This window comes from Nocardioides nematodiphilus, assembly GCF_020216525.1.
In the GTDB taxonomy this organism is placed as follows: Bacteria; Actinomycetota; Actinomycetes; order Propionibacteriales; family Nocardioidaceae; genus Nocardioides; species Nocardioides nematodiphilus.
On sequence record NZ_JAIWOY010000001.1, the window covers coordinates 533,414 to 546,031 of the forward strand.

General features: G+C 73.0%; 11 protein-coding genes. 3 read left to right on the top strand and 8 right to left on the bottom strand.

Annotated elements, in window-relative coordinates; translation table 11 throughout:
• Position 1 precedes the first annotated feature (1 nt).
• The 3 genes from KSO98_RS02615 to pdhA are packed head-to-tail and all read right to left on the bottom strand — an operon-like array spanning position 2 to position 3,346.
• The gene (locus KSO98_RS02615; RefSeq protein ID WP_225283287.1) at positions 2 to 1,237 is read right to left on the bottom strand and encodes a dihydrolipoamide acetyltransferase family protein; all 1,236 of its coding nucleotides are present in this window, start codon (positions 1,235 to 1,237) and stop codon (positions 2 to 4) included.
• 34 nt (positions 1,238 to 1,271) lie between these two features.
• Complete coding sequence (locus KSO98_RS02620; RefSeq protein WP_225283289.1) at positions 1,272 to 2,243, bottom strand: alpha-ketoacid dehydrogenase subunit beta; 972 nt, start codon at positions 2,241 to 2,243, stop codon at positions 1,272 to 1,274.
• Positions 2,240 to 3,346 carry a pyruvate dehydrogenase (acetyl-transferring) E1 component subunit alpha gene (gene pdhA / locus KSO98_RS02625; protein ID WP_225283291.1) on the bottom strand — a complete coding sequence of 369 codons (1,107 nt, stop codon included), beginning with the start codon at positions 3,344 to 3,346 and terminating at the stop codon, positions 2,240 to 2,242. Before pdhA ends, KSO98_RS02620 begins: the two co-directional genes overlap by 4 nt.
• A 199-nt stretch (positions 3,347 to 3,545) precedes the next feature.
• On the opposite strand from pdhA, the gene KSO98_RS02630 reads away from it, so the two are divergent.
• Positions 3,546 to 4,562, top strand: a complete 1,017-nt coding sequence (locus tag KSO98_RS02630) for a family 43 glycosylhydrolase (RefSeq protein WP_225283293.1) — start codon at positions 3,546 to 3,548, stop codon at positions 4,560 to 4,562.
• Between the two features lie 11 nt (positions 4,563 to 4,573).
• Here KSO98_RS02630 and KSO98_RS02635 read toward each other — a convergent pair whose 3' ends face one another.
• The 4 genes from KSO98_RS02635 to KSO98_RS02650 are packed head-to-tail and all read right to left on the bottom strand — an operon-like array spanning position 4,574 to position 6,767.
• Positions 4,574 to 5,293 (bottom strand): hypothetical protein, encoded by a 720-nt coding sequence (locus KSO98_RS02635; protein WP_225283295.1) that lies wholly within the window; start codon positions 5,291 to 5,293, stop codon positions 4,574 to 4,576.
• Between the two features lie 3 nt (positions 5,294 to 5,296).
• Positions 5,297 to 6,115, bottom strand: a complete 819-nt coding sequence (locus tag KSO98_RS02640) for an EsaB/YukD family protein (protein WP_225283296.1) — start codon at positions 6,113 to 6,115, stop codon at positions 5,297 to 5,299.
• Positions 6,108 to 6,416 (bottom strand): WXG100 family type VII secretion target, encoded by a 309-nt coding sequence (locus KSO98_RS02645; RefSeq protein WP_225283297.1) that lies wholly within the window; start codon positions 6,414 to 6,416, stop codon positions 6,108 to 6,110. Before KSO98_RS02645 ends, KSO98_RS02640 begins: the two co-directional genes overlap by 8 nt.
• A gap of 30 nt (positions 6,417 to 6,446) precedes the next feature.
• Positions 6,447 to 6,767 (bottom strand): WXG100 family type VII secretion target, encoded by a 321-nt coding sequence (locus KSO98_RS02650; protein WP_225283298.1) that lies wholly within the window; start codon positions 6,765 to 6,767, stop codon positions 6,447 to 6,449.
• A 179-nt stretch (positions 6,768 to 6,946) separates the two neighbouring features.
• Here KSO98_RS02650 and eccCa point away from each other — a divergent pair, with 179 nt between their 5' ends.
• Both eccCa and KSO98_RS02660 read left to right on the top strand, forming a co-directional pair.
• Positions 6,947 to 10,579 (top strand): type VII secretion protein EccCa, encoded by a 3,633-nt coding sequence (eccCa, locus tag KSO98_RS02655; protein ID WP_225283299.1) that lies wholly within the window; start codon positions 6,947 to 6,949, stop codon positions 10,577 to 10,579.
• A 130-nt stretch (positions 10,580 to 10,709) separates the two neighbouring features.
• Entirely contained in the window at positions 10,710 to 10,886 is a 177-nt protein-coding gene (locus KSO98_RS02660) for a hypothetical protein (protein WP_225283300.1), read from the top strand.
• A gap of 108 nt (positions 10,887 to 10,994) precedes the next feature.
• On the opposite strand, the gene KSO98_RS02665 is transcribed toward KSO98_RS02660, so the two are convergent.
• On the bottom strand, positions 10,995 to 12,614 hold the full coding sequence (locus KSO98_RS02665; RefSeq protein WP_225283301.1) for a helicase HerA-like domain-containing protein: 1,620 nt from the start codon (positions 12,612 to 12,614) through the stop codon (positions 10,995 to 10,997).
• Positions 12,615 to 12,618: the final 4 nt, after the last annotated feature.

Here is a 12,618-nt window from a genome sequence, read left to right on the forward strand (position 1 = left end):
CTCAGCCGAGCTGCGCGGCGACGTCAGCGAGGAAGGCCGATCCGGCCGCGCCGTCGATGTGACGGTGGTCGAAGCTGAGGCTCAGCGTGCAGACGTCGCGGATCGCGAGCCGGTCCTCACCGTCCACCGAGACCACCCAGGGCCGCTTGTCGATGGCACCGAAGCACAGGATCGCGGACTCACCCGGGTTGATGATCGGGGTGCCGCCCTCCATCCCGAGCGGGCCGATGTTGCTGATCGTGAAGGTGCCGCCCTGCTGCTCGGCCGGCTGGGTGCGACCCTCGCGCGCCACCCCGATCAGGTCGGCGATCGCGCGCCCGAGATCGGGGGTGCCCATCAGGTCGGCGTCCTTGATGTTGGGCACGATGAGACCGCGCGGGGTCGCCGCCGCGATGCCGAGATTGACGTAGTGCCGCAGCACCACCTCCTGGGCGTCCTCGTCCCACAGCGCGTTGAGCAGGGGATGACGGCGCAGTGCCTCGACGCACGCCTGGGCGAGGACCAGCAGCGGGCTGACCTTGACGCCGTCGTACGCCCGATCCTGCTTGAGCTCCTCGACGCGGCGCATCGTGGCGGTGACGTCGACCGTCGTCCACACCGTGACGTGCGGGACGGTGAAGGCGCTCGCCGCCATCGCCTGGCCCATCATCTTGCGCACGCCCTTGATCGGCTCGCGGGTCGTCCGTCCGGTGAAGACCGGCGCCGGGACGTCGTACGCCCTGCGCCTGTCCGCGGTGGGCGCCGTATGACGTCCCGCGAGGTCGGCGGTGGTGATCACGCCGTCCGTGCGGGCGGGAGTCACGTCGGCCAGATCGATGCCCTGCTCGCGGGCCGCCGCGCGGGCGGTCGGCTTGGCCAGGAACCGCGGACGGCGGGCGACCGCGGCCGTCCTCGGGCCGGAGCCGACCAGGGTGAGCGGCTGCTCCTCCTCGACGACGACGGCTCCCGCGGACTCGGCGGGCTTCTCCGCCGACGCGTCCGGATCTTCTCCCGATCCGGCGGTGTCACCGACCCGGATGATGGGGGTGCCGACGTCGACGGTCTCGCCCTCCTGCACCAGCAGCGCCTGCACGTAGCCGGCGAAGGGTGACGGCAGCTCGACGACGGACTTGGCGGTCTCGATGTCGCACACGACGTCGTTGACCTTGATCTGGTCCCCGACCTTGACGTGCCAGCTGACGAGCTCGGCCTCGGTCAGGCCCTCACCGACGTCGGGCAGCTTGAACTCGTTCACCATCTGACTCGCTCCCTCGCTCGCTCGTCTCCGTCGGTCACCACGCGAGACTCCGATCGACCGCGTCGAGCAGCTTGTCGAGGTCGGGCAGGAAGTGCTCCTCGGCCCGGGCCGGCGGGTAGGGGGTGTCGAAGCCGCCGACGCGCAGCACCGGAGCCTCGAGGGAGTGGAAGCACTCCTCGGTGATCCGGGCAGCCACCTCGGCGCCGACCCCGAAGGAGACGTGGGCCTCGTGCATCACGATCGCGCGCCCCGTCCTCCGTACCGACGCGAACACCGGCGCGAGGTCGAGCGGCGAGAGCGTGCGCAGGTCGATCACCTCGAGCGACCGGCCCTCGCTCTCCGCGGCCGCCGCGGCCGCGAGCGCCGTCTTCACCGTCGGGCCGTAGGCGAGCACGGTGACGTCCTCACCGGCGCGGGCGACGCGCGAGGCCCACAGCGGCATCGGCGGCACGGCGAGGTCGAGCTCGGCCTTGTCGGAGTAGTAGAGCCGCTTCGGCTCGAGGAAGACGACCGGGTCCGGCGAGGCGATCGCCTGCTGGATCATCCAATAGGCGTCGACCGGGTTCGAGCAGGCCACCACCTTGAGCCCCGGCGTATGGCAGAACTGCGCCTCCGGCGACTCGCTGTGGTGCTCCACGGCGCCGATGCCACCGGCGAACGGGATCCGGATGACCATCGGCATCGACACCTTGCCGCTGGTGCGGAAGTGCATCTTCGCGACCTGGTTCACGATCTGGTCGTACGCCGGGTAGACGAACCCGTCGAACTGGATCTCGACCACGGGGCGGTAGCCGCGCAGCGCGAGGCCGACCGCGGAGCCGACGATGCCCGACTCCGCGAGCGGCGTGTCCATGACACGCTCCTCGCCGAAGTCCTTCTGCAGACCGTCGGTGATCCGGAAGACACCGCCGAGGCGGCCGATGTCCTCACCCATCAAGACGACCTTCGGGTCGTTCTCCATCGCCTTGCGCAGGCCGGCGTTGAGCGCCTTCGCGAGCGTGATCATGACGCGGCCCCCTCGAACGTCGCGAGGTAGGCGTCGAACGCATCACGCTGCGCGGCCAGCTCCTCGCTGATCTCGGCGTTGACCCGGTCGAAGAGCTGGTGCGCGGTCGGCTCGGCCATCGCCCTCACCCCGGCGCGCAGCCGCTCGCCCAGGGCGTCGCCCTCGGCGTCGAGGTCGTCGAAGAAGGCCTGGTCGGCGAGGTCGTCGGTCCGCAGGTAGGCCTCCGCCCGGGCCAGGGGATCGCGCTGCCGCCATTGCTCGAGCTCGTCGTCCAGCCGGTAGCGGGTCGGGTCGTCGGTGGTGGTGTGCGCGCCCATCCGGTACGTGTACGCCTCGATCAGCGTCGGGCCCCCGCCGTCGCGGGCCCGCTGGAGCGCGGCCTCGGTGACCGCCCGTACGGCCAGCACGTCGTTGCCGTCGACCTGGACGCCGGGGAAGCCGAAGCCCTCGGCGCGCCGGTAGAGCGGGATCCGCGACTGCCGCTCGAGCGGCTCGGAGATGGCCCACTGGTTGTTCTGGCAGAAGAAGACGACCGGCGCCTGGTAGGAGGCGGCGAAGACGAAGGCCTCGTTGACGTCACCCTGCGAGGTGGCGCCGTCGCCGAAGTGCGCGACCACGGCGGTGTCGCGGTCGGGGTCGCCGGTGCCGATGGCGTGGTCTCGCTGGACGCCGAGGGCGTAGCCGACGGCATGCAGCGCCTGCGCGCCGATCACCAGCGTGTAGAGCTGGAAGCCGGTCTCGAGCGGGTCCCAGGAGCCGTAGTCGATGCCCCGGAAGAGCGAGAGCACCTGGAGCGGGTCGATGCCGCGACACCACGCTACGCCGTGCTCGCGGTAGGTCGGGAAGACGTAGTCCTGGGGGCGCAGCGAACGACCGGCGCCCACCTGCGCGGCCTCCTGACCGGCCAGTGGCGCCCAGAGGCCGAGCTCGCCGTGGCGCTGCAAGGCGGTCGCCTCGAGATCGAAGCGCCGTACCAGTGCCATGTCGCGGTAGAGGGACCTGATCTCCTCAGGGCCTCCGCGGAAGTCGTAGTCCGGATGCTCGAGGCGCTCGCCGGTGGGAGTGAGCAACTGCACGAACCCGGCCTGATCCAACCCAGCCATCCTGTGCTCCTTCGTCCTGCGGCTCGCACGGGATCGCCGCGCTGCCGTCGCCGAGGGATCTCCGTCCACCGCCGCAGGGGTGGCGCGCCTGTGGTCCAGGTCACCCGCTGCTGTCCAAAGTAGCGCGCCGGAAAGTTACTCGCGAGTGGGCTCGGCGTGCCGATAGGACCGCGACACATATCGGTTCTGGAGCAACACGTTGAAGCAGCGGTTCACGGCGAGCATCGCCACCCTCATCCTGGTCCTCGGTGCACTCGCCGCCACCGTCGGCGCCGGCCCGGCCGACGCCCGCCGGCACAGCCCCCGCCCGATCACCGAGCACACCATCGCGGACCCGTCCGTCGTGCCGTACGCGTCCGGCTTCCTGGCGATCAGCACCGGCGTCGGCGCCCCCGGTGCGGTCGCCTCCAGCGTCTCGGGACAGTGGCACCGCACCGGTCCGCTGCTGCGTCACCTCCCGCCCTGGGCGAAGAACCATGTGGTCTGGGCGGCTGACGCGGCCCACGAGGGCCGACGCTGGGTGATGTACTACTCAGCCCCTGTCCGCGGCCTGGGACACGACGCCCGCTGCATCGGGGTCGCGGTCTCCAGCAACCCCGCTCGGGGCTTCGACGCGCGCGGCCGCCGGCCGCTGGTCTGCCCGTACGGCGCCCACGCCCGGGCCGACGACCGGCTCCCCGGCCGCGCCCGCTCGCTCCCGCACCGCGGCGTGATCGACCCGTCCTACTTCCGCAGCGGCAGGCACAGCTACCTGCTCTACCGGACCCAGGGGACGCCCGCCACGATCCGGATCGTGCGGCTGCGCCACCACGGCCTGCGGGCCACGCGGCACAGCCACCAGATCCTGCGCACCCGCCACGTCACCGAGAACCCGGTCCTGGTCAGGCGCCACCACCGATACGTCCTCTTCGCCTCCCAGGGCTTCTACGGCAGCTGCGCGTACCGGACCTCGTGGCGCGCCTCCCGCTCGCTGCGCCACTTCCCGAGCCGCGGTCATCAGCTGCTCTCCCGCCGCCGCACCCGGATCTGCGGCCCGGGCGGTCTCGACGTCGCCGGGCGGACCGTCTTCTTCCACGGCTGGCTCTGCGGCGACCGCGGACGCCACTGCCGCCACAGTCGCGACTACACCCATCGGGCGGCCGCCCACCGCAGGATGTACGCGGGTCGGCTGCAGTGGCACCACGGCCGGCCGCACGTGCAGGTGCTGCGCGGCTGATCACTCCCTGATCACCTGCCGATCAGCGTCCGCCAGGCGGTCGGGATCGGCACGTCCCGCGCCGGGAGGTCCGGATCCACGTCACGGGTGACCTGCCCGGGCGGCGGTGCCGTCCAGGATGCCTGCGCCGGACGCGTGGCGAGCCGGACGTACGGCGCCGGGGCGTCGAGCACCAGCTCGGCGCAGACCAGGGCCGCGAGCGGCTGCAGGGTGGCGCTCGCCCAGTGCGAACGCACCCAGGTATCGCCGGCCAGGGTCCCCTGCTCGGGCAGGAGCATCAGCCACTGCGGCGGCACCCGTACGGCCTGGGCGACCGGCGGCAGGCCGGCGGTCGTGAGGAGCGCTTCGCCCGCGCTCCCGCGTGGCACCCGGTAGCGCGCGGCATGCTGACCGCCGTCCATCGCGACCAGCCACGCGTCGACGCCGTCGGCACTCACCACGGCGCCCGTGCCCGAGGCGGTGACGACCGCCCGCGCCGGCCTCGCCGCCACCGCGAGGCCGGCCCTGTCGGCGGTGCAGGCGCTCGCCGTCATCGGGGGCCCGGGTGTGAGCAGCGCCCTGATCCCGTATCCCGCGACGAGAAGGACTCCGAGGACGACGCTCGCCACCGCCGCGCCGCCGCGCGCCCGGTGGGTCTCGCCGGGGACGGCGACCAGGGCGTCGACGAGTCGCCGGCGCTCGTACGCGTCGGCCTCGGCCTGCTCGGCCCGGGTGAGTCCCGTGGTGATCACGGCTCACACCGGGAGCCGGTCGAGGAGCCCGCCGGCCAGGACGAAGAGCGGCACCAGCGCGGCCAGCAGGATCGCCTCGCCGAGATCGAGCAGCCGCTCGCCACGGCCGCTGTGGGGCCGGACGGCGCCCACCAGCACCGCCAGGCAGGCGGTGGCCGCGAGGCAGGTCCCCGACCGGCCGAGGGTGGCGACGAAGGGCGCCGCGCCCACCAGGATGACGCCGGCGGCGATGGTCAGCGCGGTCAGGATCGCGTACGCGCGGCGGGCCTCGGCGGCCCCCGCACCCGCCGACGCACCACCTGGCGCACCGCTCAGCGCGAGCGCGAGTCGCGGGAACAGTCCGCGGCCGAGCACCACGCCGACCAGCAGCGATGCCAGCGACACCGCGACCCCGTGACCTGGCATCGGGAGGCCGCGCCCGAGGACGATGCCGAGCAGGGTCCCGCCCGCCACCGCCGCACCGGCGTGGGCGAGGGCCACGGCGCGACCCGCATGCTCGCGCGCGACGGAGTCGGCGAGTGCCTCGACCGGGTCGTCGTACCGTCGCGGCGCGGGCGGCGCGACACCGGTGGTGAGCGTGAGGATGCTCCCGTCGGCCACACCCTGGCCCTGCAGACCGGTCTCCGGGGCGAGACGCCGCCCGTCGAGCCGCGTCAGCGCGTAGCCGCGGTGCGCCGTCGTGGCGTCGAGCAGCCCGACGTCGCGGGCGAGGTCGCCGATGAGCTCCGCGACCGGCACCGCGCCGGGCACGGCGAGATCGACCCGCCGTTCGCCCGCGGCGACGGTGATCCGCACGAGCCCGGCGGGGAACAGGTCAGCCACCGAAGTAGCCCGCGGCCTTCCGGTCACCGGCGGCGTAGTTCTCCCGCGAGGTCAGCACCCCTTGCCGGGCGTCGGCGATGATCTGCTGCATCTGGGCGATCTGAGCGGTCCATTCCGCGTGGGCGACGTCGAACGCGTCGCGCGATCGGCCCTCCCAGCCGGCCCCGAAGATCCGGCGCAGCGTCGCGCTCAGCTCGTCGAGGCGGCTCTGCAGGGCCGCGTTGGCGGTGCCGAGGTCCGCGGCCATCTGGCCGAGATCGGCTCCGGCGACGCGGATGGTCCCGTCCGCGTGGTCAGCCATGTCGTCGTCTCCTTCTCACGTACGCGCTCGTCAGCCGAGCCGGTCGGCGATCGCGCGGTAGGCGCTGGACTCGGTCTCGTCGATCCGGGTCGTGGTCGTCCGGGTCGCGCCGATCGCCTCGCTGAAGCCGGTGAGGATCGTGACGATCTGCTGCTCGCGCTGCTGCCAGCTCTGGTGGAAGCCGAAGAACGCACCGGCACCCGCCCCCTGCCACGTCGCCGCCATCGGCTCCACCTGGGCCGCGAGTCGCCGTGCGATCGCGTCGAGATCGCTCTTCGCCGCCGCCACCTCGCGCGCAGCCTGCTCCAGGACGCCCGCGCCCTGATCGATGACACCTGCGGGACCGGTCATGGCCCCTCCTCTCCTGACGGCTTGGCCGTCGGTCGACACCGGATCCCGAATCGCCCGGACCTCCTTCACCTTCCCGGCACCCGTCGCCGGAAACGCGGGCCGGATCGTCTGTGGATAACCCGCTGTGGATAACTCGGCGGCCCGGTTTCGGGCCGCCGAGGGGCGGGAAGGGCACGCTCATGGGATCTCTCGTGCTGCAGCCGCCGCCGGTGCCGGACCGGGCGGAGTCGGGCGGTGTGCTCATGGCCGCCGTCCCGTTGCTCGGCAGCCTCGGCTCGGTCACGCTGATCGTCACGATGGGCGGCCGCGGCGCCCCGGCCTACCTCGCCGCGGGGCTGTGCCTGGTCGCGAGCCTCGGCTTCGTGGCCGCCCAGGTCGGGGGTCGACGACGCCAGCGCCGGCAGCGGATCGTCGCCCAGCGCAGCGACTATCTGGCGTACCTCGCCTCGGTCCGCGATCGGGTGCGCGCCACCGAGGAGCAGCAGCGCGACACCGCACTGCGACGCCACCCGAGTCCTGCGGCGCTGCCGGCTCTCGCGGCGGAGGGCTCGCACCTCGCCGAGCGCGGCCCGGCCGATCCCGACTTCCTCCGGATCCGGTACGGCGTCCGCTCGGCGCCGCCCGACCTCGAGCTGTCGCTCCCCGACCCGGCGGCCCCAGGTCGACCGGACCCGGTCTGTGTCCGGGCACTCGATCGGCTGGTCGCGGTCCACCGCGATGTGCCGGATCAACCGGTCACGCTCGATCTGCGTGAGCACCGCCGCCTCCGGGTCGTGGGCGAGCCGGACGCGGCCCGCGCGACGGCCCGCGCCCTGATCTGCTCCGCGACCGCCCGCCACGCGCCGGAGCACGTGCTCGTCGCCGTGCTGACCACACCCGCCGCCCGGGCGCAGTGGGACTGGCTGAAGTGGCTGCCGCACGCCCTCAGCCCGCGTCGTGCGGATGCGGTCGGCGCCTGCCGGCTGGTCGCGACGTCCACCGACGAGCTCGACGCGCTGCTGCCGGGCGACGACGACCCCGAGCAGCCGCACATCCTCCTCGTCCGCGACGGGGACCTCGCCCCCACGGCCGAGCGGCCGGGTGTCACCGTCGTCGAGCTGGGCCCGGCCGCCGCCGGACCCGATCCCGGCGGCACCGTCCTCGACGCGGCGGGCCTGCTGGGCGATCGACTCGACCCGATCGTCGCGGAGGCCTACGCGCGCCGCTGGGCGCCGCACCGCCGTACCCGCTCGATCACGCGCGGCCCGCGCGACCTGATGGCCCTGCTGGGCGCCGGTGACGTGCGGGCGCTGGATCCGGCCGCCGGCTGGCGTCCGCGCCCCGAGCGCGAGCGGCTGCGCGTCCCGATCGGGGTCGACGACACCGGCGAGCCGGTCCATCTCGACCTCAAGGAGTCCGCGCAGCAGGGCATGGGTCCGCACGGGCTGCTCGTCGGCGCCACCGGCTCGGGCAAGTCTGAGCTGCTGCGCACGCTGGTGGTCGGGCTGGCGGCCACCCATGCACCGGACGAGCTCAACCTGGTGCTCATCGACTTCAAGGGCGGCGCGACCTTCGCCGGGACGGCCGGGCTGCCCCACGTCTCGGCGGTGATCACCAACCTCGCCGACGACCTCGCCCTGGTCGACCGGATGCAGGACGCGCTCCTCGGGGAGCTGACGCGGCGACAGGAGCTGCTGCGGGCGGCCGGCAACCTGGCCTCGATCACCGAGCACGCCCGCGCGCGGCGCACCGACCCGACGCTGGCGCCGCTGCCGACGCTGCTGATCGTGGTGGACGAGTTCTCCGAGCTGCTCACCGCCAAGCCCGAGCTGAGCGATCTCTTCGTCGCGATCGGCCGGCTCGGTCGCTCGCTCGGGCTCCATCTGCTGCTCGCCTCGCAGCGCCTCGAGGAGGGCCGGCTACGGGGGCTCGAGTCGCATCTGTCCTACCGGATCGGGCTGCGCACCTTCTCGGCACACGAGTCGCGGGCGGTGCTCGGTGTCCCCGACGCGTACGACCTGCCGGCCAGGCCCGGCGCCGGCTATCTGCGCAGCGGACCCGAGACGCTGGTGCGGTTCCAGGCGGCCTACGTATCGGGCCCGGCGCCGGTGCCCGTCCCGGAGCAGGCGCACGCGGCCGGGATCCTCCCGTACGACGTGAGGCCCATCGAGCAGCCCGACGAGCCGATTGTGGACCGCGAGCAGCCGCCGGTGCGCACGGTGCTCGACCTCGCGGTCGAGAGGCTGACCGGGCGAGGGGCGCCCGCGCACCGGGTCTGGCTGCCACCGCTCGACGAGCCGCCGCGGCTGACGGCCCTGATCGGCGAGCACGCCGAGCTCGTCGTCCCGGTCGGCGTCGTCGACCGGCCACGGGCGCAGCGCCGCGACACCCTCGCCCTGGACCTGCGCGGCGCCGCCGGCCACGTGGCGATCGTCGGAGGTCCCCGCTCCGGGAAGTCGGCCCTGCTGCGCACGATCGTCTCGACGCTCGCCCTGACGCTGTCGCCGCGCGAGGCGCAGATCTATGCGATCGACCTGGGCGGCGCGCTCACCGGGTGGAGCGGGCTGCCGCACCTCTCCGGGCTCGGCACGCGCAGCACGCCGGACGTCGTGCGCCGGATCGTGGCCGAGGTCCGCCAGCTCCTCGAGCAGCGCGAGGGGGCACCGGACGGTGGCACGATCCGTCACCCGCATCTCTTCCTGGTGGTCGACGGCTGGGCCGGGCTGCGGGCCGAGTTCGAGGACCTGGAGGGCGAGCTCCAGCAGGTGGCAGAGCGCGGTCTCGCGTACGGCATCCACCTCGTGACGTCCGCCGCCCGCTGGACCGACTACCGACCCGCGCTGCGCGACCTCCTCGGCTCGCGCCTGGAGCTGCGCCTCGGCGAGGTGAGCGACTCCGCAATCGATCGCCGGCTCGCCGCGACGGTCCCCGCCGGACGTCCCGGGCGCGGCCTCACCCCCGAGGGGCTGCACTTCCTCGCCGCCCGCCCCGGCGACCCGGACAGGGTGATCGCGCAGACGCGTGCGCTGTGGCCCGGCGCGAGCGCGCCTCGGCTGCGGCTGCTCCCGGAGCGGATCGACCTCCACGAGCTGCGGCGGGCCGCCGGAGTCACGGCGGAGACACCCGGCAGGCGGCTGCTCCTCGGCATCGACGAGCGCGTCCTACGGCCCGTCACGCTCGACCCCGACACCGACCCGCACCTGCTGATCCTCGGCGACGCCCGCTCCGGCAAGAGCTCCCTGCTGCGCGCCTACGCGCACGAGGTGATCCGCACGCGGAACCCAGCCGAGGCCCAGCTGGTGGTGGTCGATCCGCGGCGCGCGCTGCTCGGCGACCTGCCGGAGGAGTACGTCGTGCACCACCTGACGTCGGCCGCGCGCTCGGCTCCCGCACTCGAGGAGCTGGCCGCGTACCTCACCCGGCGGCTCCCGGGACCGGACGTCGCGCCCGCACAGCTGCGCGCCCGGTCGTGGTGGCAGGGAGCGGAGGTCTTCGTGCTGGTCGACGACCACGACCTGGTGACCACCGCCTCCGGCTCACTGCTCCTCCCCCTGCTGCCGCTGGTGGCGCAGGCGGGCGATGTCGGGCTCCACCTCGTCGTGGCGCGGCGCTGCGGCGGTGCCTCCCGGGCGCTCTACGAGCCGGTGCTCCAGACCCTGCGCGATCTGGCCACGCCGGGGCTGCTCCTCGACGGCGATCCCGCTGAGGGGCCGCTCCTGGGCACGACCAGGCCCGTCCGTGCGCAGCCCGGCCGGGCGCGCTTCGTCACCCGCGACCGCACCGAGGTGGTCCAGACCCCCTGGATCGATCCGGAGAGCCGGCGTACCGTTTAAGTAATGTAATCTGAGCGACTTAGATAGATTGATTCACCGGATCGTTACCTGACGACAACGTCGCGGCGATCTTGGCGGGCAACGCTTACGACGCACGAACCACCAGACACCCCGGAAGGAGGGGCCCGACATGGAGAACACCACCCCGATCGAGCCGATCGCCCTGGACCGCACCACCCTGCAGCAGTCCAGCCTGCGCGACCGCCACGCCAGCGCCCTGGCCAAGCTGATGGAGGAGCGCGACGACCTGCGCGGCACGTACGCGTTCGCCGACATGGTCGACGACTCGCTGCGCTGGTCCGCCTGAGGCGCGTCGACGAGAGAGTGTTTGAAGCTGGCGCCGTTGGGTTACTAGGCGCTTCCGGCCGGATCCCGTTACGCACGGGGCCCGGCCGGTCGGCTTTCTGCGGGCGGATCAGCGACGCTTGCCGAAGACGCCCTTCAGCACGTTGGTGATGTTGCGCGCCATCTGCTTCTTGCCACGGGGCGCCAACGCCGCCGCGATGTCGTCGGCGCTGTTCCAGGCGGCGTCGGCGATCGAGCCACCGTGGGCGCCGCTCTTCTTCTCGGCCCGCTGTGTCTTGTGGGCTGCGGCCTCGTCGGCCTTCGCCTGCTTCGCCGCGACCTTGGCGTCGGCCTCGGCCTTCTCGGCCGCCTGGGCGGCCTGCATCTTCGCGCCGAGGGTGTCGGCCGCGGAGTCCGTCGGATCGATGGCGGCGCCGTACTTGGCGAACAGCGGCGAGGCCTGCACGGCCGCGCTCACCACCGACGCATCGGTCGCGCCCATCAGCGACTCGGGCGCCCGCAACCGTGTCCACGCCACCGGGGTGGGTGCGCCGCGCTCGTTCATCACGGTCACGATCGCCTCGCCGATGCCGAGGGTCTGGATCACCTGACCCAGATCCGCGTACGAGGAGGTCGGGTAGGTGTTGACGGTCTGCTTGAGCGCCTTCGCGTCGTTGGGGGTGTTGGCCCGCAGCTGGTGCTGGACGCGCGAGCCGAGCTGGGCGAGCACGTCCTCGTGGATGTCGGTCGGCGACTGGCTGATGAAGAAGACGCCGACACCCTTCGAGCGGATGAGCCGGACGGTCTGGGTGATCGTGTCCAGGAAGTCCTTGGAGGCGCCGTTGAAGAGCAGGTGCGCCTCGTCGAAGAAGAAGACCAGCTTCGGCTTGTCCGGGTCGCCGACCTCGGGCAGCTTGCGGTAGAGGTCCGCGAGCAGCCACATCAGGAAGGTGGAGAAGACGGCCGGCTTGTCCGCGACGTTGGGCAGCTCGAGGAGCGAGATCCGGCCGCGGCCGTCGCCCTCGACGACGAGGAACTCGCTGGAGTCGAACTCCGGCCGGCCGAAGAAGGCGTCCGCGCCCTGGTCGGAGAACGCGATCAGCTCGCGCAGGATGACGCCGACCGTGGCCGAGGACAGGCCGCCGAGTCCGGTCAGGTCCGCCTTGCCCTGCTCGGAGGTCAGGTACGTGAGGACGCTGCGCAGATCCGCCAGGTCGACCAGCTCGAGGCCGGCGCTCCTGGCGTAGTGGAAGACCAGCCCGAGCGACGACTCCTGGGTGTCGTTGAGCTCGAGCACCCGCGAGAGCAGGGTGGAGCCGAAGGTGTCGACACTGACCCGGATGGGGACGCCGGAGCCGTTCGCGCCCAGCGCGAAGTACTCCACCGGGAAGCTCTTCGCCGCCCACGTCTGGCCCACCGAGGCCGTCCGCGCGGTCAGCTTGTCGCTGGTCACGCCCGGCGTGGCCAACCCGGAGAGGTCGCCCTTCATGTCGGCGGCGAAGACCGCGACGCCCGCCGAGGAGAGCTGCTCGGCGATCAGCTGCAGGGTCTTGGTCTTGCCGGTGCCGGTGGCACCCGCGACCAGGCCGTGCCGGTTGAGCATGCCGATCGGGATCTTGATGTGGACGTCGGTCAGCGTCTCGGCGTCGGCCATCAGACCGCCCAGCTCGAGCGCCGCGCCGTCGAACACGTAGCCGGGCCGCACGGCCTCGGCGATCGGATTCGTGGACTCCCCCGGGGTCACCGTCATGCAT

Excerpts from the sequence above, each read along its gene's own strand:
- KSO98_RS02650 (WP_225283298.1), bottom strand. The coding sequence starts at position 6,767 with ATGACCGGTCCCGCAGGTGTCATCGATCAGGGCGCGGGCGTCCTGGAG.
- KSO98_RS02665 (WP_225283301.1), bottom strand. The coding sequence starts at position 12,614 with ATGACGGTGACCCCGGGGGAGTCCACGAATCCGATCGCCGAGGCCGTG.
- KSO98_RS02645 (WP_225283297.1), bottom strand. The coding sequence starts at position 6,416 with ATGGCTGACCACGCGGACGGGACCATCCGCGTCGCCGGAGCCGATCTC.
- pdhA (WP_225283291.1), bottom strand. The coding sequence starts at position 3,346 with ATGGCTGGGTTGGATCAGGCCGGGTTCGTGCAGTTGCTCACTCCCACC.
- KSO98_RS02615 (WP_225283287.1), bottom strand. The coding sequence starts at position 1,237 with ATGGTGAACGAGTTCAAGCTGCCCGACGTCGGTGAGGGCCTGACCGAG.
- KSO98_RS02660 (WP_225283300.1), top strand. The coding sequence starts at position 10,710 with ATGGAGAACACCACCCCGATCGAGCCGATCGCCCTGGACCGCACCACC.
- eccCa (WP_225283299.1), top strand. The coding sequence starts at position 6,947 with ATGGGATCTCTCGTGCTGCAGCCGCCGCCGGTGCCGGACCGGGCGGAG.
- KSO98_RS02620 (WP_225283289.1), bottom strand. The coding sequence starts at position 2,243 with ATGATCACGCTCGCGAAGGCGCTCAACGCCGGCCTGCGCAAGGCGATG.